Genomic DNA, 23,078 nt, shown 5'->3' with positions numbered 1-23,078 from the left:
CCTTTATACAGGACAGTCGCTTACTATTTATTAGATGTTATAATAATTTTATATTTACGAATATTTTACGATTATATATAGTTTAATAAACTTTTGTTTATATATGAAAAGTAGAGTTAAACTGGTTCCAAAGAAAGCGGGAATGTAAATGATATATGAAGCGAGTATACATACGAGAGAAAAATTAGTTACTATGTTCGAGGATTTCAATAACGTTGTTTTACTTTCTTATTTACAAGGACATATGGGTACTGCTTGGGTAAATGATCTTGAAAACCCAACAGTAGCGCAAGTTACGGTAGGGATTTTCACATTTTATGCTGGGGATCCAAATAGGAAAGAAACAGAAGAATTACTACGTAACATTCCTGATAGAATGTTAGTAATCGTAAATAGTGAAGAGTGGAAAAAGCGTTTAGAAACATTTTACGAAAGAAAAATAGATAAGTTTTTACGCTATAAATTCAAACGTAATGCGGAAGTTTTTAATCGTTCAAAATTACAATCTTTTATATCAGCGCTTCCAAAAGGATACGAGTTACGAAGAATAGATGAACATATCGTAAATATCCCTACACTACATAAGGTCTCTGAAGATTTTACAAGTCAATTTCAATCAGTAGAAGATTATTTAAAACGAGGTATAGGGTATAGTATTTTGTACCAAGGTGAAGTTGTATGCGGTGCATCATCGTATAGCATTTATGATAATGGGATTGAAATTGAAGTGGCGACTGATCACAATCATAGAAGAAAAGGGTTGGCGACTATAGTTAGTGCAGCGCTAATCTTGGCCTGCTTAGAAAAAGAGATATATCCAAACTGGGATGCTGCGAATACTACGTCTGCTAAACTGGCAGAAAAACTAGGATATGTTTTTGATAAGGCATATGATACGTATTTTGTGGATAATAGATGAAATCATTTTTAAATAAAAGAGCAGCTAGCAAAAGCTAACTGCTCCTCTCCAAAGCAGAATGGAGAAATACAATCATGTTACTTACATTATTGACAGAACAGTAATTTTTAATCAAATAACTATAAAAGTTTAGATAAAATATCTTTGATTAAACCTGAGGCACCGATAAAGAGTACTGATAAAAAAACGATTGAGAATATACTTTTTTTAGGTTTTTTAAATTCTAGGTAAATGTTAAAAATAGCACCAATTGCAACTACAATAAAGATAACGAGTCTTATTACATCTATCATGAATAACGCTCCTTTTAATTACTTAATTGTATTATATAGGAATTCACCTTCAGATTAGTTTATTGGAATACGAATTAAGGTAATTTTAAACAAAATAATCTTTTATACAAAAGTAAGGTTAGTGGAAAAAGGAAACGTATGTAGTAATTGTATAACTTGTAGAAGCTGATGGTGACCAAATAAAGTACGGTTATTATTTGAGTGGTCTAGTAATTTATATTTTTGTATACGCTCTCTTTAGGCATACTTACAACTTAAATAATAAAACATGCTTATCATAATGATCTAAACACCAATTATATTTTTTTAGAATAATTGGATGAACTACTTCTTTCGTAGTATCAACCTCAGTATAGCCATATTTTTTATAAAAGTTTTGTAATTCCTCAAAAGGAAGACAGTATACATGTTGTACTTGTAATTTCTTCGCAGTTTCTACTAAAAATGAAACAAGTTCCCCAGCTAATTGTAGGCCTCTAAATTTAGTGAGAATAAAAATCCCGCCCATTTCTATAGTATCTTCATCTATTTGGACTAATCGGCCAACACCTGCATACTCGTTGTTGTAAGTAATAATTGCAACTTTATCCCTTTTTAAATCACTTCTTACAAAACCTATTGAGTCATATTGATTATTAATCCATTCTAAATCATTAGATGTGGCTAGTTGAATACTCATATACACCCTCCTTCAGAATACTAGCTCTATCTTCAGTATATAGAACGTAAGATGCTATATCAAAAAAAACTAGTATAGCACATTTGTTTAAGTTATTAGTTGAAGGTCTGGGTTTGTTGGTATTGAAATGATAGCTTCACCAAACAGAGGATAATAACCTTGTGAATTTAGTGTTACATAGTCAAAATGAAAATTAGTTCATGCGTTCGGTAACGCATTATTGTTTAAGCGTATAGAGTTTATAGGGTTAGTAGCTACTGTATTAATTGAAACTATTAAGGGAAAGTGGTAATCATCAGTCTGAGTGATAAAAATCCTCCAGAAAAAGAAAAGGGATATAAATATAAGAGCACTTCGAAAAGTGCCCTTCAGTAACGACTACTCATTCTAAAAAGAAAGGATGCAATATATCATATGAAGTTAAGTGTATTTAATTATGGGCCTTTATATAAAAGTTTTATTTTGTTTTAAATAAATAGGCGGTTGTTTCCTCAACTACCTTTCAGTAAAACAAAGCACTTTTTCTGAAATAAATTATGGATGTTTCCTCAAAAAGGCTATAGGATATACTCATATTTTTATAACTAAAGTGACGAGCTTAGGTTATAAGAAAGGAAAAATTATATTGTATGAAATCTATTCTAGAATAGTCACAAACAAAGCTGTCTTCCTATTAGAAGGCAGCTTTTTGTTATTAGAAAAAAGAATTAGAAATAAAATAAAAATTCAAGTTACTTGTCCAAACAATATTTTTTAAAATACATAAAATGCTAGTAGTTAGCCAATATTGTCATATTGCTAATTTTTTAGACTACAAGGGGTGATTTTATGTGTGATTGTGAAGTTTGTAGAAGAAAGAAAAACCGAGATCCATTAAATCGGGAGTTTGAGCCGAAAAAACGATTTTCTGAGCCAATAAAACAGGATTGCGAACCAAAAAAAGGGGATTTTGCACCAATAAAACAGGATTGTGAACCAAAAAAAGGGGATTTTGCATCAATAAAACAGGATTCCGAAATATTAAATTCTTATTCATTTAGTAAAAATTCAAATTTTTTAGAAGAAGCTATACAAGCAGATGAAATCGATCAAGTTTCTGAGGAATATATTGAAATAGTTGATTCAGCAGATGTACAAGTTACTACTACAGATACAAAAGCTGCGCTATCTATCCAAGCGGCATTACAAGCAGCTATTGTGGTTGTAGTAAGTATTTCTATAGCAGATAGTGAAAAGGCAGATAAAATAACACAAGAATTATTTCAAAAATCATCTATTAAACAAATTAATAGACAAAAAACATTTATTAAAAATTCCAGAAACGTAACCGTAACAACTACTGATACAGATATTGCAGTGAATGTTCAAATTCTCCTTCAAATTTTATTAGCTTTATTAGTTAAACTAAATATTTTATAATGTTTCTAATCTGTTTATATTTAGCTATATGGGTTCAATCTAAGTAAATATTTTTTGTTGTAATATGTGGTACAAGCTTGGAATTCTTATTATGACTGAATTAATATTCAAGATTAATGGGGAAGTAAGTGTGGAAAACTACAAAATAGTAAAATTTAAATACATTATTTAACAGTAAATGAAACTTATGTTTATGTGAAGGAAAGCTGTCTTCTTATTAGAAGTCAGCTTTTTGATTTTATTAGTAAAAATAAGTGGAAATAGAAGATTGAGTTACTTGTCCAAGCAATTTTTATTAAATTACATATAATGCTGGTAGTTATTTGAAATTTTTATAGAAAATTGATTGGAGTGAATATTGTAAATGGATGATTTAAACAAATTTTCTTCCTTTAAGTTTGATAAGGATCAAAAGAATATAATCATAGACCTTTTACTCTCAGATATTTTTAATAGGCATGGGATAAATGAAGAAAGGTTAAAAAATTTATCGCCAGAAAAAAAACAGCAAATTAAAAGTATTGTTTCTGAAATACAATCACAGGTTAATAATTATTTAGATTGAAAGGGGGTGAACTTATGGACAAAGCATGCCATACAGATGAAAATAAAAAGTGGAGTGCATTAGATTCTTCAAATCCTCATCCATCTTTTAAAAATGCCAATGTTTCAGAAGCAGCTGCACAAGAAAGCAAAACTTACCAAATTTCTGAAGAATCTATTACAATTGTTGATTCAGCAGATGTAGAAGTTACAACTACAGATACAAAAGCTGCGTTATCTATTCAAGCAGCATTACAAGCAGCTATCGTGGTTATAATAAGTATTTCTATAGCAGATAGTGAAAAAGCTGACCGTGTAGCACAAGAATTGTTTCAAAAATCATCTGTTAAACAAGTTAATAAACAAGAAACTGTCATTAGAAATTCTAGAAATGTTACAGTTACGACTACGGATACAGACATAGCAGTAAATGTTCAAATTCTTCTCCAAATTTTATTAGCTTTACTAGTAAAATTAAATATTCTATAAAATATTTGACCTGTTTTTTAAATATGGTGCTTCTTAGGGATAAGTATTCACTTTTTTAATTATAGTACAGGCTAAAATATTAATCATAATTGGACTAATATTTAACATTGCATGAATAATAAGGTTAACAAACAATGTGATGGAAAATAAAGTTTGGTTATTTTTTTAAAAATTAAAAAGCCGTTTCCTTTATTGGATTTGGCTTTTTAATTTTAAACAGTATAAATTTGAAAAGACCACATTAAATTAAATAATTTAAATATAATAATGAAAAATCCCTAAAATTATTCGTGGTATAGAAAAAATAACAATAAACAATTGGTTAAATTGGAATGATTTTTATTAACAGTTCAACATTTGAAGAATAGTGCATACAATATAAAGTCTTTTCCTTTCTTCATTTAAGTTTTACGTATATAATTTAAAAGTACTATTTTTATTTTATATTTTTTATATTTATAACAGAATAGAGGTTTAAAAATGGGTGTTAAAATCATTACGGATAGTGCGGCGGATTTACCGGTAGAATTGCTGCAAGCATATGATATTGATTTAATTCCACTCCGTGTTTATGATGAAGCAGAAACAGAGTATTTAGATGGAGTTACATTAGAGTCAGTTACATTATTGCAAAACATGAGAGAAGGCGCTGTTTATAGAACGTCATTGCCTTCACTTGAAACTTTCCAAGAAAAATTTGTTTCTTATGCAAAAGAAGGTAATCCTTGTATATATTTAGCTTTTTCATCTGAACTGTCTGGTACATATCAATCGTCAGTTGTTATTAAAGAAGAAGTGAAAGAAACATATGCTGATTTAGATTTAGAAATTATTGATACGAAATGTGCTTCGCTTGGTCAAGGGCTTGTCGTATTAGAAGCTGCTAAAATGGCGAAAGACGGCGCATCAAAAGAAGATATTTTAAAACGTGTTGATTTTCTAATGAACCATATAGAACATATCTTCACAGTAGCTGACTTGCAGTACTTAGTGAGAGGTGGGCGTTTAAGTAAAGTAGCTGGTTTTATCGGTGGTTTACTAAACATTAAACCGATCTTAAACGTGCAAGAAGGAAAACTTGTACCACTTGAAAAGGTAAGAGGGAAAAAGAAAGTACTAAGCCGAATTGTAGATATTATGGAAGAGCGTGGAAAAGGCCTTAAAGGTCAAACAATCGCTATGACTCATGGTGATGATTTAGAAACTGCCGAAGCATTAAAGGCATTAATTACTGAAAGATTCGGCTGTGAAGTATTTATCGTAAATACAATTGGAGCTGCAATCGGAGCGCATACAGGACCTGGTGCGTTAACATTGTTCTTCTTAAATGAAGTAGAGTAAAGGATTGATCTTTTGATCAATCCTTTTTTTCTTATTAATCAGTAATAATCGGTCGATATGGTATCGGTGAAGATAAAATCATCGAAGTTTTTACTGTACCAAATGGTATAACGATATCAATTAATTCCTCTAATTCTTTCATTGAGTGAACCGCTACTCTTAAGTAATAGCTACTTTCACCTGTCACCCGATGACATTCAAGTATTCTATATTCTGTGTATATTTTCTCCTCAAATTTTTTGCATGGAATCTTTAAATTTTCGATTCTTAAAAATGCTTGAATTGATTTTCCAACTGCATCTAATGATATCCGAGCCGTATATTTCTCAAGTATTCCAGTATCTTGTAATCTCTTTAGTCTTTCTGTAACACTAGGGCGGCTGAGGTGTAAGTGTTCGGTCATTTCTGTAATTGTCATTCTGGCATCTTCTTGTAGTAATAACGTAATTTTCTTGTCAATTTCATCCATGAATTATGCTCCTTTACAAAATTGAAAGTAAATTTCTGAAATAAATACATAATATAAAATCTCATGTTAAATTACATGCACTTTTGTATATTGAATAGATTGATAACTTTCTATAATTAAAATATAAATGGAGGTGCATGTAATGTCTAATCATTTTGATGAAACAATTTCTATTAAAAAGGGAACAGCCTTATATGTCGGAGCGGTTTTAGGATCAGGAATTCTTATATTACCTGGTATGACAGCGAGTGTTGCAGAAGGGAATGCGATTGTTTCTTGGCTTATTATGATATTACTTAGTATTCCACTTGCATTCACATTCGCTTTTTTATCGATTGAGTACCCAAGTGCAGGTGGAATTGCCACGTTTGCAGAAAAAGCTTTCGGTAAAAATATAGGTGCTATTATAGGATGGTGTTTTTTTATTGCAGGTAGCGTTGGGCAAATTGTTGTCTCAATGACTGGTGGAATGTATATCGTGAAAGTGTTTGCTTTATCACCGTATTTCTCTTACGTAATAGCGTTTATTATTTTAAGTATTTCAATAGTTTTCAATTTATATGGATTAAAAATGAGTGGATTGTTTCAAGTATGTATTGGTTTATTAACTTTCTTTATTTTGCTAATAACAATTATTAGTTCACTACCTTATATTGAAATAAAAAATATAAATGTACATATTTCTATGCAAGAAATAAATCCGATTTTAGAGGCATCATTATTAATTTTTTGGTCGTTTTTTGGGTGGGAAGCTATTGCAAGTTTAGCTCCTGAATTTAAATCACCTAGAAAAAGAAATATTATTTTATCTACGGGATTTGCAATTGTTATTATTGGAGTTTTATATATAGGTATTGCATTATCAGTAATTGGAACGAAATCCTATCATATAAATGCTGATAATACTACAGCTCTTGTGCTTGTAATGAAGCAAGCATTAGGCGACCAATTTGCATGGATAATTGGATTTGTAGCTTTTATCATTTGTTTAGGGACGACAAATGCATTTATCGCAAGTATCGGGCGCTTAGGTTATTCACTAGGAAAAGAAGAAGTTGCACCGTGTTATTTAGCGCAGATTAATAAAAAAAGAGAAACACCAACAAATGCAGTAAAAGTTGTAAGTTTTATTGCAATAATAGGTTTGTTAATAAGTTTCGTTTTCCATATTAGCATAGATAAAATTGTTTTAATACCGAATTCGTTGGGGATTGTTACATACATAGTCGGTACTGCAGCTGGAATGAAATTAATAAAGAATAGGTTAGGTAAAATTTTTTCTATAGTAGCTTTTACATGTTGTGTGGTTGTTTATCCTTTTATTGGAGGAGTAATACTGATTCCAGTAGCTGTATCGTTTATCTGTTTATGCTATGTACGTTGCAGTAGCAGAAGAAAAGAATATAAATAAGAATGCGTTTGTAGAAATCTAAATATTTAAAGATATTAAATTTTTTACATTTCGTTTATAATTGTGAGGGTAAATATCTGTAACTATTTGTAAAAATAGGAGGCGGCTATAAAAATGCATGAAATTACTAGGTGGGATTTAGATCGATTGTATCCAATTGAGGATATTGTAACTCCAATATTGAGGTTGAAAGAACAATATTATGCGACAAAAGATGTAGAGATTCTTTCAAAACTTATACAATCTATTGAAAAAGCAGAATACTATTTGTATTGCCGATCTGCTGAAGAAAGTATTTCATCTGACCTTACTATATCGACTATGACAGTAAAAGATTTGAAAAAAGAAGTACAGCAAGTAATACAGAAAAGTGAAATGGAAACTTCCAATAATATTAATACTAATTTAATAAAAGATGAACTTGGTGCATGGGAAAATATGTACATACAATTAAGAAATAAGATAGAAATAGAGCACAATAATAAGCAAATATCATTTGGACAAGCAAATAATATTGCAATGAATAGTGATAATGAAAAGGAAAGAGTAGAAGTATTCGAGTTATTAACAAATGCCTTACATAAGGAAAAAGAAATTTTTGCTACTGTATTAAATCAAATAGGGAGATTACGTAATACAAAGAGTAATGAATTAGAAGATAGAGAGATTTTAACGCAATCTCTACATGCTAATGGTATTACTGAAACTGTATTATTACAAATGTGGAATGCGACAGAAGAAAATCTTGATACATTAGTAAGTGTTTTAAACGTGTATAAGAAGGGGGAAGCTTCGATTACATGGCATGAACTTATGACCGTAAAGGAAAATAATGAGATTCATATCCCTTTTTCAGTAGCAGTTCAAAACATATACGATGCGTTTGAAAATATAGATAAAGAATTAGCAGAATTTGCACGGAATGCAATAGAGAGTGGATGGGTGGATGCGGAACCGAGAGATAATAAACCACCTGGTGGATTTTGTGCTCCTTTTTTCAGTGAAAAAGAATCACGAATCTCTATGCGTTATGACGGAAGCATCGATAGTGTAAGAGTACTTGCGCACGAACTAGGACATGCTTGGCATTTTTATAATATGAGTTTTGAGCAATCTACTTCTTTTTTAGATGATTATTTGCCAATGAGTACGGCTGAATCGGCGTCTATTTGCTTTGAAACGGTACTCTTAAACTATCTAATTCAAACAACAGATAGTATAGATATGAAAAAGTCATTGCTTAGTTGGAAAATAAGAAACTGTTTTAATTATGTAATGGCAATTCGAGCATCATTTGAATTTGAGAAGAATTTTTATGAAAAGTGTAAAGAAGGTCCATTAAGTGCTGATGAAATCGAGAAATTATCTATTATATCGCAAGAAAAAGCATATGGGCATGCGTTATCAGAATATCAGCCGTTTGTTTGGATGAAATACATTCAATTTTATATTGCAGATGTTCCTTTTTATAATTATCCATACACATTTGGGTATTTAGCTAGTTTTAGTTTATTAGAGATGGCTCAAGAAAGTAAAAATACTTTTCATCCGAAATATAAGGAGTTTTTACGAGAAACAGGAAAAGCTCCAGTGGAAGAACTTATGAAAAAACATTTTGAAATCGATATAACAAGCTATGTATTCTGGTATAAAGCTTTTAGACAAATTTCGAAAGATGTTGATGAATATTTGAGGCTTATGTAAGGAGAGAGTATAGTGGATCACCAACTTATAAAGGGAATACCTTTTTCAACTTTAGAATATGAAAAAGCTATAAGTTTATTAAAAGGTTGGCTACATGAACAACAAGAGAAACCAAGGTTTGTAGTAACTGCAAATCCTGAAATTGTTATGTCTGCAAAGGAAAGCACGGCTAAATCAAAGCAGTTTAAAAAGATGTTACTTTCTGCAGATTTAATAACAGCGGATGGGATTGGCGTCATAATAGGCTCGAAAATATTAAAAGGAACTTTGAAAGAACGTGTTACTGGGGCAGATATCACTCACGATTTAATAAAATATTGTAATGACAATGAATATCGTGTCTTTCTTTTTGGAGCTGCGCCAGAAAGTAATAAAAAGGCACTAAAAAAATTAAATGAGCAGTTCCCAGGAGCACAGTTTAAAGGACAGCATGGATTTGTAAATGGCGAAGAAATAGAAGAAGTAAAAATGAAAATTAAGCAATTCAAGCCGCACTTACTACTAGTAGGACTAGGTTCACCAAAACAAGAAGAATTCATCTATGAAAACATACAAACATTAAACGTGCCGCTATCTATTGGTATAGGAGGCATGATTGATATAATATCTGGTACTGTAAAAAGAGCACCAAAAATTATGAGGGATACAGGAACTGAATGGCTGTATAGGTTACTTTCGCAGCCGAAACGGTTAAAGAGACAACTCGTACTTCCGAAATTTTTAATTTCAGTTATGGTAGAGAGGATGAAAGGAACACCAAGTTAAGAAAGGATAAACAAGATGATAGAGCCGTTATCTAATGAAAAAGCTAAAGAAATTTTTCGAGAGCTGAAAGTAGAATGTGAATATTTATTTGAATTTAAAATTCAAAAAACAATACCTATTCATCGTGGTTGGCTAAATTTGAAGTGGAAACTCGAAACGGATGCAGGATCTTTTGTATTAAAGCAATATAATAAAGAACGGTACAAAATGTATAACCCAGAACTTTTAATACAAGCATTACATCACCAGCAAAGACTACATAATAATGGTGTATGTTGTCCGAAGCTTCTAACTTATAAAAATAATGTAATGCATACATCAAAAAATAATGAAAGATTTATAGTTTTAGAACATAAAGAAGGTAATCTAATTTCACCAGGAAAATTGAATGAAAAGGAAATCTACTCTCTTGGTAAGACAATAGGTCTTATGCATAATTTGTTAAATGATGGCTCTTTAATAGAAGGAGAAAATCCTAAATTTGTTCCGCCTACTAAAGAGGAAAGGCTGGAACATTGGGAAGATAAAAGGAAAGAAGCAGAACAGTTAGGAAAAGAACATATTCTCTCCCATATAAAATTACAACAAGAGGCAACACAATTAGTAAATATAGATCAATTTTATAGTAGTAAAAGAGGATGGGTGCACCGCGATCTATGGGTAGATAATTTCTTATTCCATAACGATGAAGTCTCAGCAATTCTAGATTTTGATCGTATGGATTATGATTATGTAGAGTTGGATATTGGGCGTGCGGTTATATCTTGTGCCTTACATGATGGAGTATTAAATAAGGGCCTTGTTGCATCACTTTTAGCGGGATACCGTCATAAATTAGACTTTCCAGTAGGGAGTATTGTTCGGGCAATTCAAATGCTTTGGTATATGGAGAGTACATGGTGGATTCATGCCAATATAGATCAGCATAGTGTACCACCTTCACGTTTTGCGGATGAAATGAATTGGATAGCTAAAAATTACAGTGCATTACATAATATATTGGCAGATTTATAAGAAAAAAGGAGACTACATTCATGAAAAAAATCGGCATTATCGGAGCAATGCAAATTGAAATAGACTTACTTTTAGAAAAACTAGCTATACAAGAGGAACAGACGATTGCGGGAATGCCTTTTTACATTGGCGAATTTATGGGAACTGAAGTGATTGTTACAAGATGTGGTGTAGGAAAAGTAAATGCAGCCGCATGTACGCAAACATTAATTCATAAATTTGATGTAGATGCTATCATCAATACGGGTGTTGCTGGCGGGTTACATCCGGATGTAAAAGTTGGTGATGTAGTCATTTCAACGAATGTTACCCATCATGATGTAAGTAAAACTCAAATGAAAAACTTATTCCCGTTCCAAGAAGAATTTATCGCAAGTAAGGAATTAATAGAGTTAGCACGCATTGCATGCAATAGTAGTAGTTTACATATGGAGATTCATGAAGGAAGAATCGTTAGTGGTGAATGTTTTGTTGAGGATTCAAAACTAAAAGCAAAATTAATAGACGAATATGCACCTCATTGTACAGAGATGGAAGGTGCAGCAATTGGACATGTTGCCCACATAAATGATATACCGTTTCTCGTTATACGATGTATTTCTGACAGTGCAGATGATGAAGCGCAAATTTCTTATGACGACTTCGCGAAAACTGCCGCAAATTATTGTTCAGAAATTATCGTTGAGATGCTGAAAAATATATCGAGTAAAACTTATAGTTCAAAAGGGGAGAATGACATGTTACAAGCATTAATTTTTGATATGGACGGAACGTTATTTCAAACTGATAAAATTTTAGAATTATCGTTAGATGATACTTTTGATTACTTAAGATCACTACAATTATGGGATACGGTAACACCTATTGAAAAATACCGTAAAATTATGGGTGTACCTTTGCCGAAAGTTTGGGAAGCTTTATTACCGAATCATTCTATTGAAGTAAGAGAACAAACAGATGCATATTTTTTAGAAAGATTAATTGAAAACATTAAGAGCGGAAAAGGTGCTTTATACCCGAACGTAAAAGAAGTTTTTACATACATAAAAGAAAATAATTGTTCAATATATATTGCTAGTAATGGTTTAACTGAATATTTACGAGCAATCGTATCTTATTATTCTTTGGACCTGTGGGTTACTGAAACGTTTAGTATTGAACAAATAAACTCTCTTAATAAAAGTGACTTAGTAAAAAGTATTTTGAACAAATATGATATAAAAGAAGCAGCGGTAGTTGGCGACCGTTTATCTGATATACGTGCAGCGAAAGATAATGGCTTGATTGCGATTGGATGCAATTTTGATTTTGCACAAGAAGATGAACTTGCGCAGGCGGATTTAGTAATAGATGATTTACTTGAGTTGAAGGGAATATCGCCTACTGTGCAGAGATTATAAATTCATTAAAAAAATCATACAATATTTTAAAAATCCTTCTTCCACGAATGGAGTAGAATTCATTTGTGATAAATTAGTAATAGTTTGATTTTTTAAAAAAACTGAGTAGAGGATTATAAAGTGTGTGCAGTTTTTTGCCAATTCCTATATATCTTATTCCACGGAGGAAATATGCTTAAAGATAATTTTAACATTAGTAATATTCCCGCGGTTTTGTGGGGAGATAAAAGTGAAAAAGTTTTTATTGCAGTACATGGAAATATGTCAAATAAGGAAGATACAGTTATTCAAATATTAGCTGAAGAAGCTAATCAAAAAGGTTATCAAGTATTAAGCTTTGATTTACCTGAGCATGGAGACAGAAAAAATGATAATACTCCTTGCAAAGTACAGTTTTGTGTTAGTGAATTATCGATAGTTATGAATTACGCAAAAGAACATTGGAAAGAAGTAAGCGTGTTTGCATGTAGTATAGGAGCTTATTTTAGCCTTTTAGCTTATCAAAATGATGTGATAGAAAAGGCATTATTTTTATCACCAGTAGTTAATATGGAACGAATTATCGAAAATATGATGAAATGGTTTAATGTAACACCAGAGCTTTTGCAAAAAGAAATGACTATAGAGACACCGATTGGTCAAAAGTTATATTGGGATTATTTATGTTATGTAAAAGAACATCCTATTAATACATGGAATACAGATACATATATTATGTACGGATCCAAGGATGAACTGTGCGAATTTGAAACTATTAACTATTTTACAAAAAAACATCGTTGTAAATTAGAAGTCATGGAGACAGGTGAACATTATTTTCATACTGAAGAACAGTTCAAGATATTTGAACAGTGGTTACACAAACATATCAATTAACAAATTATAATTTATCTTGAGTCTGTTAGAGAAGAATGACGAATATATAAACTAATACAATATTTGAGAGATATTATAAATGTATTTACTTAAACGGCTTTATTCATGATTTTGAGTACAAATAACTTTAAATGTATAGAAATTAAACAATTATATTATCGATTTACATCTGAAGTGAAGAATACGCACACTACGAATTAAATAAAATAACAACCATAAAAATGCTCAGAATAAATAATTCTTGAGCATTTTTACGTATTTTTATATTAAGGGGGAATTTACTTGAAAGATATACATATTCAACAAATTGAAGATTTAATGAAATACGAGCACGATTATCTTGTTTAAGAAAGCAAAGAAGAAGGATTTAATTTCTTAATAAAACTAATAAGTGAATATGAAAATAAAATAAACATATTTAATAAAACTGGAGAATGTTTATATGGTATTTTTCAAGGGGAAAAGTTAATTGGAATAGGAGGGTTAAATGAGGATCCATATACAGAAAACAATAAGATTGGTCGATTAAGGAGATTTTATATTTCAAAGAACTATCGTCGTAAAGGGCTAGGGAACTTGTTATTAAACCGATTATTATTACATGCAGAAAAATATTTTAAAGTGGTTGTTTTACATACAGATACGAAACAAGGTGATGTGTTTTATAATGCAAATGGATTTGTGAAGGGGGAAGTATATAAAGGGTCTAGTCACTATAAAGTATTATATTAGTAAAAAAGAGACCGCAGCTTCGAAAAATAAGCTTATGAAGTCTCTTTTGCTACTCAATTATGTTTTAACATTCATTTGTTTCAATAATCCCTTCGGATCACCTTTCACATAATAAAAATGCGGATTGTTTTCATCATCGTAAAGCATAATATAAGGTTTTTGATTAAGCGGGAGGAGAATAAGTACTTCATCAATTGTTGTATGTAACCATTGATTTGTAATAGAAATTGGTTTAGATAATGGGATTTTTATCATGTGACCATCTTTTGGAACGACGTTTAAGTTTTTGAACGGGCCAGTAATGGATTTAGCGTATTGAACAGCTTCTTTTTGAATAGCTGGATCTAAAGATTGTTTTTGAACGACCATTTCTTTTTGACAATCAAACACTTCAATTTGTTGATTTGTATTTGCGAACACATTTGTTGATAATAAGAAACAAAGAAGAGTAATAACCCCGATTTTTTTAATCATAATACAACACCTCGTTTTTACTATACCCTTAAAACGTTCAAATATTTTTCTGTCACATTGATGTAACAAAGAAGTTGTATAATACAATTGGTTTTTGTTTAATAGCAATGGAGGATAATGTATGAGAGTATTAATAGCAGATGATGAACAAGATATGTTAAGGATTTTAAAGGCTTATTTCGAGAAAGAAGGCTTCGAAGTTTTATTAGCAAAAAATGGAGAAGAAGCACTTCAAATATTTTATGATGAAAAAGTTGATTTAGCTGTTTTAGATTGGATGATGCCGAAACATAGTGGTATTACTGTCTGTCAGGAAATAAAAAAGAATTCAAGCGTAAAAGTGTTAATGCTTACAGCGAAAAGTGAAAGTGAAGATGAATTAGCAGCACTTCAAAGTGGCGCAGATGAATATGTAAAAAAACCATTTCATCCAGGCGTATTAATAACTAGAGCGAAAAAACTTATACAGCATGATGATGTCATTCAAGTTCAAGATTTGAAAATAGATTTCACTAAAAATAAAGTTTATAAAAATGACAAAGAGTTAGATATTACAAAAACAGAGTTAGAATTGATAAAGTGTTTTTTAAATCATAAAGGCATGATTTTAACTCGAAAAAAATTGTTAGATATCGTATGGGGATTTGACTATTTCGGAGAAGAGCGAACTGTTGATACACATGTAAGAAGATTACGTAAAAAAGTAGGAGAAAATATTATAAAGACGCATCGTGGTTTAGGATATAGTTTGGAGGAGCAGAGTGAATAAACTTGGAAAAAAGCTATTTCTCAGCATTTCTTTAACTGTTATTCTTATTTTTACAATCTCTTTATTATTAATTAACTATCTTTTACCGAAATATAATATTTACAAAACGCGAGAAAGTTTAGAAGGTATTACAGCACAAATACAGTCCATACCGAGCAAACAACTGGATGAAGCAATTACTAGCATTGAAAATAAAGGAAATGTTACGATTGCGTATACATCAATTAACAATTCGGAAGATCGAATTAATGATGAGTTACGTATGCAACTTACAAGGAAAAGGGTTGCCCTTAATAAACTTTGGATTACAAAAGAAGAAGTAATGAAAGTAAAGAACTTCGGGCAAGCGAATAAAATATATGATCAAGAAAAGATTAAATCTAGTTTTTTTGTGAAATACATTGCGAAAGACGATATGTTAATTTTAGTAGGAGTTTCGATCGCACATTCTAATGAAATAATAAAAGTGTTAAATTCATTTTATTTTTACATTTTTGGCATTACGATTTTTCTTATTATCGTACTTGTATGGATACTTTCAACGACAATCACCAGACCATTGAAAGAATTAAGTAATGTTGCAGAAGATATTTCAAATTTGAAATTTGAACGAGCGAAAGTGAAAACAAATGATGAAATAGGGGACTTAGCTAATAGTATTAATATCATGAGTGAAAAACTAAATGAAGCGCATGAAGATTTAACAGATCGAAATGAACATTTAAAACGATTTATGGGTGATGTGACGCATGAATTAAAGACTCCAATCGCATTAGTGAAAGCATATTCTATGGGAATAAAAGATGGTTTAGATGATGGTACATACATAGATACAATCATTAAACAAACTGATCACATTTCAAACCTAATTGAAGAGTTATTACGATTTTCTAAACTAGAAAGAGATGTTTTACAAAAAGAAGAATTCGATATTAAATCACTAGTCCAAAGTATATTAGATAAGCATAAGATTGAACTGGAATCGAAAGAAATCAATTTGCAAGTGAACTATAATGTTAGCGATGCAGTTGTTAATGCTGATGTAAATAAAATGAAAATGGTCTTTCAAAATTTAATATCTAATGCGATAAAATATACAGCAAATCAAAATATAAAAATTACTTTAGAAGATCGAAATGAAAATATATATTTTCAAATTCAAAATGGTATGAATGCTGAACAAATGAAAGATATCGATAAAATTTGGGAACCTTTTTACGTCTTAGAATCTTCTCGTAGTAAAGACCATTCTGGTACAGGACTAGGTTTAGCGATAGTGAAAAGTATTTTAGAAAGACATGGTTTTGATTATGGAGTCTCTACAATAGAGGGAGATATAAGATTTTATATTAATATGAAGAATGACTAATTCGAAACTATAAAAAGCATCGTCTATTATTAGGCGATGTTTTTTTTGATTATATGAGAGTAGTAAATCAGAATGTATAACCTCGAAAGCTCGTTTGAAGAGTGTTCTACAAATTTTTCAAGTTGTTGCATGAAATATAAACTGAATTTTCTGTTATTTTGTTGTATAGTAAAAGGAGACATATATGGGGAGGAAAAAGTATGGGGAAAAAGAAAATAGCAATTACATTATCAACAATCTTATCTTTATCAGTCACATCAGGAGTTTCTAGTATGACTGCGTATGCAGACAAGAAAGAAACAAACTACATAAATGAGAATGGCGTGAAGTTAAATGGGAAAGGTGCAGAAGGACTACAATCAAATACGAAGATTGAATTAGAAAATGGGATGACAAAGCCGATCTACTCGCTTGATGAAGCAATTATCGAAAATTTATTTGTAGAGACGGAAGTTGATAGTGATCGAGATGGAAAAAAGGATCGTGTATCAGTAAAAGTTATGCGTCCAAAAACTGATTCAAATGTGAAAGTTCCCGTTATATATGAAATGAGTCCATATCGATCTGGCTTAAAAGATGTTCCTGTATATAATGTAGATGAAGAATTGTATGCGTATGAAGGGAAACCGTATGGAGCTGTTAATCTTGGTTCATACGGAAATTATTATGTGCCAAGAGGCTATGCAGTCATTTTAGGTGAAAGTATAGGAACTGGGAAATCAGACGGATGTCCAACTACTGGGGATGAGCAAGAAATATTAGGGACGAAATCTGTCATTGATTGGGTAAATGGGCGAGCGAAAGCATATACAGAAAATGGTGAGGAAGTTAAGGCTGATTGGTCAACAGGAAATGTAGGTATGACAGGCGTTTCTTATAATGGTACGTTACCAAATGCAGTTGCGACGACTGGCGTGGAAGGGTTAAAAACAATTATTCCAATCGCAGCGATTAGTAGTTGGTATGATTATTATCGTGCAAACGGTGCAGTCATTGCGCCTGGTGGATACCAAGGAGAAGATACAGATAACATGGCAGAAGCAGTTTTAACAAGAGAAAATCCTGAAGTTTGCGGACAAGTAATAAAAGAGCTAACAGCTGGACAGGACCGGAAAACTGGTAATTATAATGATTTTTGGGATAAACGTAATTATGTAAAAGATGCTAAAAACGTAAAAGCGAGTGTATTTGTTGTTCATGGTTTAAATGATTGGAATGTAAAGACGAAGCAGTTTGCGCAGTGGTGGGAAGCACTTGGAGAAAATGATGTCCCTCGTAAAATGTGGTTACATCAAGGTGGACACGGTGGAACATCAACAAATGATTGGCAAAGAACACAAAATAAATGGTTCGATTACTGGTTGTATGGAATTGAAAATGGGATTATGAATGAACCGATGGTGGATGTACAACGTGAAAATAAAACTTGGGATAAAATAAAAAATTGGCCGGATCCAGCAGCTGTACCGTCAAAAGTTCGTATGTATTTAAGTAACAAAGCAGTTAATTTGCCATTAAGTATGGGCTCAGCAAATAAAGTTTTCTCATTCGTGGATGATGCAAAAATGAAATCAAATCAATTAATAGCAAACCCAGAATTAGAAGTAGCCAATCGATTAGTGTATACAATGCCTGTACTTCAAAAAGATACGCGTATAAGCGGTACACCAAAGATTTCAATTACAGGAAATATTGATCGATCTGTATCAAATTTAACTGCTTTACTTGTTGATTATGGTGGAGCAAAGCCGGAAATTGTAACGAGAGGCTGGATGGATCCACAAAACTTAAAGAGTATAGAAAATTCAACAGCGATTCAACCGGGCAAAGATTATACATTCACATGGGATATGCAGCCTGATGATTATGTATTTAAAGCGGGGCATCAAATAGGGGTCATTTTAATCGCTAGTGACTATGATTATACGATTAGACCGAAAGCGGGCACGAAGCTTACAGTAAAATTAAGTGAAGTAACATTGCCGATTGTGAAATAAATAGTTATGAATAAAGAGCTTACTGCATAGTAAGCTCTTTAAACTTTGAAATGGGGAGTTTAAAATGAGTGTATTAAAAGTGATAAGAAGAAAAATAAATCCAATTAATGAATTCATCATATCCTCCTTTCAATATAATTCTGAATTTTCATATGTTTATTTTGAATGGAATATTATACAATATAATTATATTGTATGGAAAGCGAGTGATATATTATGACAGTCAGCTCTTTCGAATTTTTATTAAAAATAAAGGTACAGGAAGATTAATTGAATGAAAATCTTCCGTACGTATAAAACGGAGGAGAAAATAAATGTTTAGTTTTTATAGTACACTTTGCACGGAACTTTACGATTTCACTAAGCCTGTCGGTTATTCTTTAAATGGTGATATTGAGTATTACGAAGAACGTTTAAAAAATTGTAGGGGAAGAATTCTCGAAGCAGCGGTAGGATCAGGGCGTGTCATTATCCCGCTTCTTGAAGCTGGTTTTACAGTAGATGGGATAGATTATTCACCTGAAATGCTAGAATCGTGCCGCGTGCGATGTAAAGAGAGAAACTTACATCCTAATTTATATGAAGGAAGCTTACAACAATTTTCACTGCCACATAAATACGAGGCAATTATCATTCCAACTGGATCTTTTTGTTTAATTGAAAATCGTACAGATTCTATAAACGCATTGAAATGTTTTTATGAACATCTTAATCCAGGCGGGCGATTAATCGTAGATATTATGCTTCCGCATGACTGGAAAACAGGAGAGATTCATACATCGACTTTTTCTTTGCCGAGTGGAGACGGAATTACATTAGAAAATAAATCAATTGAAATAGATTGGCTGAACCAAGTTACTCTATCATATTTAAAATATGAAAAATGGAGTAAAGGGCAGTTAGTACAAACAGAACTACAACGCTTTGCGATACGCTGGTATGGAATAGAAGAGTTTAAACTTCTGCTAGAAAGTATAGGTTTCTCTAACATTACTTACTCCGCTGACTATGTTTATGAAAAAGAACCGTCAAATGCAAGTCAAATGTTTACTTTTGAAGCTGTGCGAAACGAAAAATAAAGAACTATGTATGAAAATAAGGCAATCGATATAATATCGGCTGCCTTATTTCAATTGTATATTACTTACATGGTATTACGTTCCGGTTGTCCAAGCATTCTTCTACTAACTACATATACTACTTATATTAAAGGCAGTTACTATTTCAAATAGAAATGTTATTTTTCTATAAATGATATTTTAGAGAAGTAGGGGATAAATTTGGAAAACGTAGAACAAGACAGAATTGAAAATCAAGTGTATTCCAATCGTGTAGTAAGATCAGAATTTGATGCGAATTGGGAAACATGTATATCAAAAAGTGGCTATGTAATTTATGTAGCAACAAGTAATAATGCTGAAGTAATAGTACTTCTTGCAGATGGTTCAAGTAAACTATTAATTTTTGAAAAAGGCGGTAAAGTAGTAGTAGGCGGTGGTGGTACAAGTCATTACAGTAAGCCGCATATTGCAAGAAATATTTAAGGTAGTACATGTATTTGAGAAGAAGCTGGAAAACGGTTATTCATTCATGTTTAGAGTATGATAGACTAACCGTTTTTATTTGTTTATATTATTTTAGAAGAACTCGATTGATTACAAATACATCGGTATGACCAGCAAAAATTAGGAGGAAATTGTACGGATAAGAATTCGAAATATAATGTAAGTTTGGAAGAAACATATAAGCAATTTTAAAAAGTATTTCCTATTTCGGGAAATGCTTTTTCTATGTTATAGTATAATAGTGTTTCGAAACGATGTTATTTTAATATACTTCAAATCTTGTTGTGTATTATTTTTATATTAAATTAGTTGTGCAAGTATTTTTTTATATAAGGAGTAACAATTAGAGAAATGAAAAATATAGACTTTATACTAGAAAGTGATGAGGCATTAAAACCGTCGGAACGATTAGTACTATTATTATTAGAGAAGCATAGAATGTTATATACGAACGATTTATTAGCGTTATCTAATTTATCATATAAAACATTAACAGATTCATTAACAGCGCTTGTTTTAAAATCATATGTGTTAAAGGAAACAGGTAAGGGAAGAAGACAGAATTGTTATAGATTAGTATGATAAGACTGCTTATTTTAGAGAATTTATATTGATATTTTTCGAATGTAAGGAGAAATAGAATTTTAATTTTCAAATGGAAAACGAACCGCAATACGTACTTGAATATTTGAATTTCATTTTTGTTAATGATAATTTTATAATTATCGAAAATAGAAAAATAAAATAAACTGCATAAAAAAGAAATAAAAAACAATCCGTTTTTAAAATGGATTGTTTTTTATTGGAATAATATTATTTGATGAATGGAAAACAGGAATGATTATTCTACTTCACTTGTGTACTTTTCAGGTAATAATTCTATTACGTTACATTTTACAAGTTCACCATTATAAGAAAGTATAACGTTCGTATTTTTTCCGTAATCACTTATTAATTCTCGACACATACCACATGGAGCAACAACCCAACATTTTTCTATATCTTCATGAGGGTGTGGGTGAGCAACTGCGACAATGGTATCAAATTCATGATCACCTTCTGAAATAGATTTTCCGATCGCCATAGCTTCACCGCATACTGTTATTCTTCCAACATGCACTGCTGCATAAATATTACCTGCTTTAGTTCTTACAGCTGAACCGATATGATGACGACCGTATTTATAGTTTTTTTCGATTACTTTTTCAGCAGCTTTAATTAAATCATAGTCTTCACTATTTAAAGGCATTACTTGTAACATAATCTCTCCTCCATATTAAACATGATTAGTGTTATTTTAACGGAAAAATTTAATATTTAAAATAACAGATAATTATTGGAGAGATAATATTATTATGTAAACTGTAGTTTTAACAGGAAAATATCATAATCAATAGAACATATAGAAGAAGGGGAAACTTAAATATTTTGAAAGATGGGGGAACAGCATATTATATTGCATTAGAAAAAGAACATGATCACCTTTTACATCATTTAAAACAGGAAGTGAACGTATGATAAATAAATGGAGTGTGGGCATATTTTTATTTAACGAGGTAGAAGTGTTAGACTTTGCTGGGCCATTTGAAGTTTTTTCTGTAACCGAAGCGGATGAAGAAAAACCATTTACTGTGTATACAGTTAGCCAAAATGGAGAAATGATTACAGCAAGAAACGGATTAAAGGTAAAACCGGATTATAGTATTGAAGATTTCCCACCAGTTGATATTTTAATCATTCCCGGTGGTAAAGGCGTTCGGGAAAATGAAGTGAAAAATGATATTATAATAAATTGGGTTTGTCAGCAAATGAAAGAAGTAAAGCTAATGACATCAGTTTGTACGGGAGCGCTATTACTTGCGAAAGCCGGTTTACTAGAAGGCTTAAAAGCAACAACGCATTGGGCTAGTATTCAAACTTTCAAAAAAGATTATCCGAATGTAGAAGTAATGGAGAATGTGAAATTTGTAGATGAAGGACACATTATTACATCTGCAGGTATTTCAGCTGGTATTAACATGTCATTTCATATTGTAAAAAATTTGTTAGGTGTGGAGATTGCTGAGGAAACAGCTAAAAGTATGGAATATGATATTGATTTACAAAATTAAAAAGCCCAGGCTGGGCTTTTTTATATTGATTGAATATAGCTAATCTCCTCATCACTCAAAATAGGGCGAACAGACGCATTTGCATTTTCTTGTGCTTGTTTTTCTGTTTTTGCACCTGGGATTACAACACTCACTGCTGGATGAGTGAGTATATAGCGAAGTGCAAGTTGCCCTAAGGTCTGATTTTTATTTGAGAGCAACCGAAGTTTCTCTACCTTTTGTAAGTCTTCTTGAAACCAATTTTCATTTGGCCAATCTTTGCGTAAATCTCCATTTGGAAAAGTTGTTTTATTTGTGAATTTTCCAGTTAAAATACCCATTTTTAACGGCCCACGAATAACAGCTCCTAGATTTTTTTCTTGTAAGAATGGCAAAATATCATTTTCTGGTTTTCGATTCAATATATTGTAATCAAGTTGTACGATGTCAATTTCATTGTTTTTATTGAAATGACGAATGTATTGTAAATCATGTGTCGAAACACCGACTGCTCTTACTTTTCCATCACGTTTTAATACTTCAAATGCACGTAAAAATGCTTCTGTTTCTCTACGGTTATGCCACCAAATATGACAAAAATAAAGATCAATGTAATCTGTTTGAAGACGTTGTAAACTTGTTTCAAATACGGCGATGATTTTTTCGGGAGTATCATATACAGGTTGTGCGTGATAGGTAAAGCTTTGATATCATCTCCACCTTTTCCCCCACCTAACACCGTACGTGACAGTTTCCCGTC

The 23,078-nt window shown here is 31.4% G+C and carries 24 protein-coding genes and 2 pseudogenes; 20 read left to right on the top strand and 6 right to left on the bottom strand.

Annotation, left to right across the window (positions count from 1 at the left end):
- Positions 1-148: 148 nt before the first annotated feature.
- Positions 149-919 (top strand): GNAT family N-acetyltransferase, encoded by a 771-nt coding sequence (locus tag RBB48_RS24255; RefSeq protein ID WP_087983809.1) that lies wholly within the window; start codon positions 149-151, stop codon positions 917-919.
- Positions 920-1,038: 119 nt separating this feature from the next.
- Here RBB48_RS24255 and RBB48_RS24250 read toward each other — a convergent pair whose 3' ends face one another.
- Entirely contained in the window at positions 1,039-1,212 is a 174-nt protein-coding gene (locus tag RBB48_RS24250) for a hypothetical protein (RefSeq protein ID WP_088122379.1), read from the bottom strand.
- Positions 1,213-1,459: 247 nt separating this feature from the next.
- On the bottom strand, positions 1,460-1,891 hold the full coding sequence (locus tag RBB48_RS24245; RefSeq protein WP_060487105.1) for a GNAT family N-acetyltransferase: 432 nt from the start codon (positions 1,889-1,891) through the stop codon (positions 1,460-1,462).
- A gap of 828 nt (positions 1,892-2,719) precedes the next feature.
- On the opposite strand from RBB48_RS24245, the gene RBB48_RS24240 reads away from it, so the two are divergent.
- From RBB48_RS24240 to RBB48_RS24225, 4 genes are all read left to right on the top strand, one after another.
- Positions 2,720-3,310, top strand: a complete 591-nt coding sequence (locus tag RBB48_RS24240; protein ID WP_306008193.1) for a spore coat protein — start codon at positions 2,720-2,722, stop codon at positions 3,308-3,310.
- A gap of 364 nt (positions 3,311-3,674) precedes the next feature.
- Positions 3,675-3,875: a hypothetical protein gene (locus RBB48_RS24235; RefSeq protein ID WP_060487103.1), complete on the top strand. Its 201-nt coding sequence runs from the start codon at positions 3,675-3,677 to the stop codon at positions 3,873-3,875.
- 14 nt (positions 3,876-3,889) lie between these two features.
- Positions 3,890-4,342: a spore coat protein gene (locus RBB48_RS24230; RefSeq protein ID WP_088063739.1), complete on the top strand. Its 453-nt coding sequence runs from the start codon at positions 3,890-3,892 to the stop codon at positions 4,340-4,342.
- 480 nt (positions 4,343-4,822) lie between these two features.
- The gene (locus RBB48_RS24225; protein ID WP_306008192.1) at positions 4,823-5,683 is read left to right on the top strand and encodes a DegV family protein; all 861 of its coding nucleotides are present in this window, start codon (positions 4,823-4,825) and stop codon (positions 5,681-5,683) included.
- 34 nt (positions 5,684-5,717) lie between these two features.
- Here RBB48_RS24225 and RBB48_RS24220 read toward each other — a convergent pair whose 3' ends face one another.
- The gene (locus tag RBB48_RS24220; protein ID WP_306008191.1) at positions 5,718-6,152 is read right to left on the bottom strand and encodes an Lrp/AsnC family transcriptional regulator; all 435 of its coding nucleotides are present in this window, start codon (positions 6,150-6,152) and stop codon (positions 5,718-5,720) included.
- A gap of 142 nt (positions 6,153-6,294) precedes the next feature.
- On the opposite strand from RBB48_RS24220, the gene RBB48_RS24215 reads away from it, so the two are divergent.
- The 7 genes from RBB48_RS24215 to RBB48_RS24185 all read left to right on the top strand — a co-directional run bounded on the left by RBB48_RS24215 (position 6,295) and on the right by RBB48_RS24185 (position 14,054).
- Entirely contained in the window at positions 6,295-7,563 is a 1,269-nt protein-coding gene (locus RBB48_RS24215; protein WP_088063735.1) for an APC family permease, read from the top strand.
- A 114-nt stretch (positions 7,564-7,677) separates the two neighbouring features.
- Positions 7,678-9,267 (top strand): M3 family metallopeptidase, encoded by a 1,590-nt coding sequence (locus RBB48_RS24210; RefSeq protein WP_306008190.1) that lies wholly within the window; start codon positions 7,678-7,680, stop codon positions 9,265-9,267.
- Positions 9,268-9,279: 12 nt separating this feature from the next.
- Complete coding sequence (locus RBB48_RS24205; protein WP_088063733.1) at positions 9,280-10,032, top strand: WecB/TagA/CpsF family glycosyltransferase; 753 nt, start codon at positions 9,280-9,282, stop codon at positions 10,030-10,032.
- 15 nt (positions 10,033-10,047) lie between these two features.
- Complete coding sequence (locus tag RBB48_RS24200; RefSeq protein WP_306008189.1) at positions 10,048-11,046, top strand: phosphotransferase; 999 nt, start codon at positions 10,048-10,050, stop codon at positions 11,044-11,046.
- Positions 11,047-11,066: 20 nt separating this feature from the next.
- On the top strand, positions 11,067-12,446 hold the full coding sequence (locus tag RBB48_RS24195; protein WP_306008188.1) for a 5'-methylthioadenosine/adenosylhomocysteine nucleosidase: 1,380 nt from the start codon (positions 11,067-11,069) through the stop codon (positions 12,444-12,446).
- Positions 12,447-12,617: 171 nt separating this feature from the next.
- Positions 12,618-13,322 carry an alpha/beta hydrolase gene (locus RBB48_RS24190; RefSeq protein ID WP_306008187.1) on the top strand — a complete coding sequence of 235 codons (705 nt, stop codon included), beginning with the start codon at positions 12,618-12,620 and terminating at the stop codon, positions 13,320-13,322.
- Between the two features lie 378 nt (positions 13,323-13,700).
- Positions 13,701-14,054, top strand: a complete 354-nt coding sequence (locus RBB48_RS24185) for a GNAT family N-acetyltransferase (protein WP_306008203.1) — start codon at positions 13,701-13,703, stop codon at positions 14,052-14,054.
- 57 nt (positions 14,055-14,111) lie between these two features.
- Here the strand turns inward: RBB48_RS24185 and RBB48_RS24180 are convergent, their stop codons facing one another.
- Positions 14,112-14,528 (bottom strand): hypothetical protein, encoded by a 417-nt coding sequence (locus RBB48_RS24180; protein ID WP_283881229.1) that lies wholly within the window; start codon positions 14,526-14,528, stop codon positions 14,112-14,114.
- Between the two features lie 121 nt (positions 14,529-14,649).
- Between RBB48_RS24180 and RBB48_RS24175 the strand changes: the two genes are divergently transcribed.
- From RBB48_RS24175 to RBB48_RS24150, 6 genes are all read left to right on the top strand, one after another.
- The gene (locus RBB48_RS24175) at positions 14,650-15,297 is read left to right on the top strand and encodes a response regulator transcription factor (RefSeq protein WP_306008186.1); all 648 of its coding nucleotides are present in this window, start codon (positions 14,650-14,652) and stop codon (positions 15,295-15,297) included.
- Complete coding sequence (locus RBB48_RS24170) at positions 15,290-16,666, top strand: sensor histidine kinase (RefSeq protein ID WP_060487093.1); 1,377 nt, start codon at positions 15,290-15,292, stop codon at positions 16,664-16,666. The genes RBB48_RS24175 and RBB48_RS24170 overlap by 8 nt, the downstream gene beginning before the upstream one ends.
- Before the next feature lie 200 nt (positions 16,667-16,866).
- Positions 16,867-18,663, top strand: a complete 1,797-nt coding sequence (locus RBB48_RS24165) for a Xaa-Pro dipeptidyl-peptidase (protein ID WP_306008185.1) — start codon at positions 16,867-16,869, stop codon at positions 18,661-18,663.
- A 314-nt stretch (positions 18,664-18,977) separates the two neighbouring features.
- Positions 18,978-19,742 carry a class I SAM-dependent methyltransferase gene (locus RBB48_RS24160; protein ID WP_088063725.1) on the top strand — a complete coding sequence of 255 codons (765 nt, stop codon included), beginning with the start codon at positions 18,978-18,980 and terminating at the stop codon, positions 19,740-19,742.
- Positions 19,743-19,943: 201 nt separating this feature from the next.
- On the top strand, positions 19,944-20,207 hold the full coding sequence (locus RBB48_RS24155) for a hypothetical protein (protein WP_000432423.1): 264 nt from the start codon (positions 19,944-19,946) through the stop codon (positions 20,205-20,207).
- Positions 20,208-20,579: 372 nt separating this feature from the next.
- Positions 20,580-20,810, top strand: coding sequence for a hypothetical protein (locus tag RBB48_RS24150; RefSeq protein WP_000789031.1), 231 nt, complete (start codon positions 20,580-20,582; stop codon positions 20,808-20,810).
- Positions 20,811-21,069: 259 nt separating this feature from the next.
- Here the strand turns inward: RBB48_RS24150 and RBB48_RS24145 are convergent, their stop codons facing one another.
- Positions 21,070-21,489, bottom strand: a complete 420-nt coding sequence (locus RBB48_RS24145) for a cytidine deaminase (protein ID WP_306008184.1) — start codon at positions 21,487-21,489, stop codon at positions 21,070-21,072.
- 173 nt (positions 21,490-21,662) lie between these two features.
- Between RBB48_RS24145 and RBB48_RS24140 the strand changes: the two are divergent.
- Together RBB48_RS24140 and RBB48_RS24135 are read left to right on the top strand one after the other, a co-directional pair.
- Positions 21,663-21,746: pseudogene (locus RBB48_RS24140) on the top strand (ankyrin repeat domain-containing protein); the annotation flags it as partial.
- Positions 21,743-22,339 (top strand): DJ-1/PfpI family protein, encoded by a 597-nt coding sequence (locus tag RBB48_RS24135; RefSeq protein WP_097907898.1) that lies wholly within the window; start codon positions 21,743-21,745, stop codon positions 22,337-22,339. The pseudogene RBB48_RS24140 and the gene RBB48_RS24135, both read left to right, overlap by 4 nt.
- A gap of 20 nt (positions 22,340-22,359) precedes the next feature.
- On the opposite strand, the pseudogene RBB48_RS24130 reads toward RBB48_RS24135, so the two are convergent.
- Positions 22,360-23,004, bottom strand: a pseudogene (locus tag RBB48_RS24130) (aldo/keto reductase); the annotation flags it as partial.
- Positions 23,005-23,078: the final 74 nt, after the last annotated feature.

The organism is Bacillus sp. MMSF_3353 (assembly GCF_030733445.1).
Taxonomy (GTDB): Bacteria; Bacillota; Bacilli; order Bacillales; family Bacillaceae_G; genus Bacillus_A; species Bacillus_A wiedmannii.
The sequence above is the reverse complement of the archived record's forward strand: the minus strand, read 5'-3'. Positions and strand labels throughout refer to the sequence as shown.